Consider the following 492-nt stretch of genomic DNA (forward strand, 5'->3'; position numbering starts at 1 on the left):
TCCTGGTTGTTTTTGATAGTACTCTGAATCCATTTGTAAAGAGAAGGCACATCGGTGTAAAGGACAGGGTATACGTTGGGTGTGCAGCCGTAACCGCCCGCAAACAGTCCATAAACCTTTCCTTTCACTACGAGAGGGTCTCCAGAATCATAGATGCAAGGCGCAACTTTCTTGTCAAAGGAGCACATGAGGTGCTGAGTGAGGTCTTCCGAGTAGATCGATTGACATTTCTTCCAATCATAAACTGTCACTTTGGCTTCCAATAATGTACTGGATGGGTTTCCACTATCATCATACTCCCCCCAGCCAGCGACGGAAGCTTTGGTGTCACCCGCCAGCGTCTTTGTGCCGAGCTTGATGGGTTTCACATTCTTGCCAAACACAATTTTCTTGTCAGTCTTGACTAGCCCGATGTCCCAGTCCCACGATCCTGTGTAGTTCGGGTGCAAGATGACAGTTTTGGCTCCAAGGACTTGCCCTCCCTGGTTCCAG

1 protein-coding gene is annotated in these 492 nt (G+C 48.8%); it reads right to left on the reverse strand.

Annotation, left to right across the window (positions count from 1 at the left end):
- Window positions 1–492, reverse strand: a 492-nt coding sequence (locus P2081_RS20325; RefSeq protein ID WP_278924607.1) for a trypsin-like serine protease, incomplete at both ends; no start/stop codon positions are given.

Source organism: Pseudophaeobacter profundi (assembly GCF_029697505.1).
GTDB lineage: Bacteria > Pseudomonadota > Alphaproteobacteria > Rhodobacterales > Rhodobacteraceae > Pseudophaeobacter > Pseudophaeobacter profundi.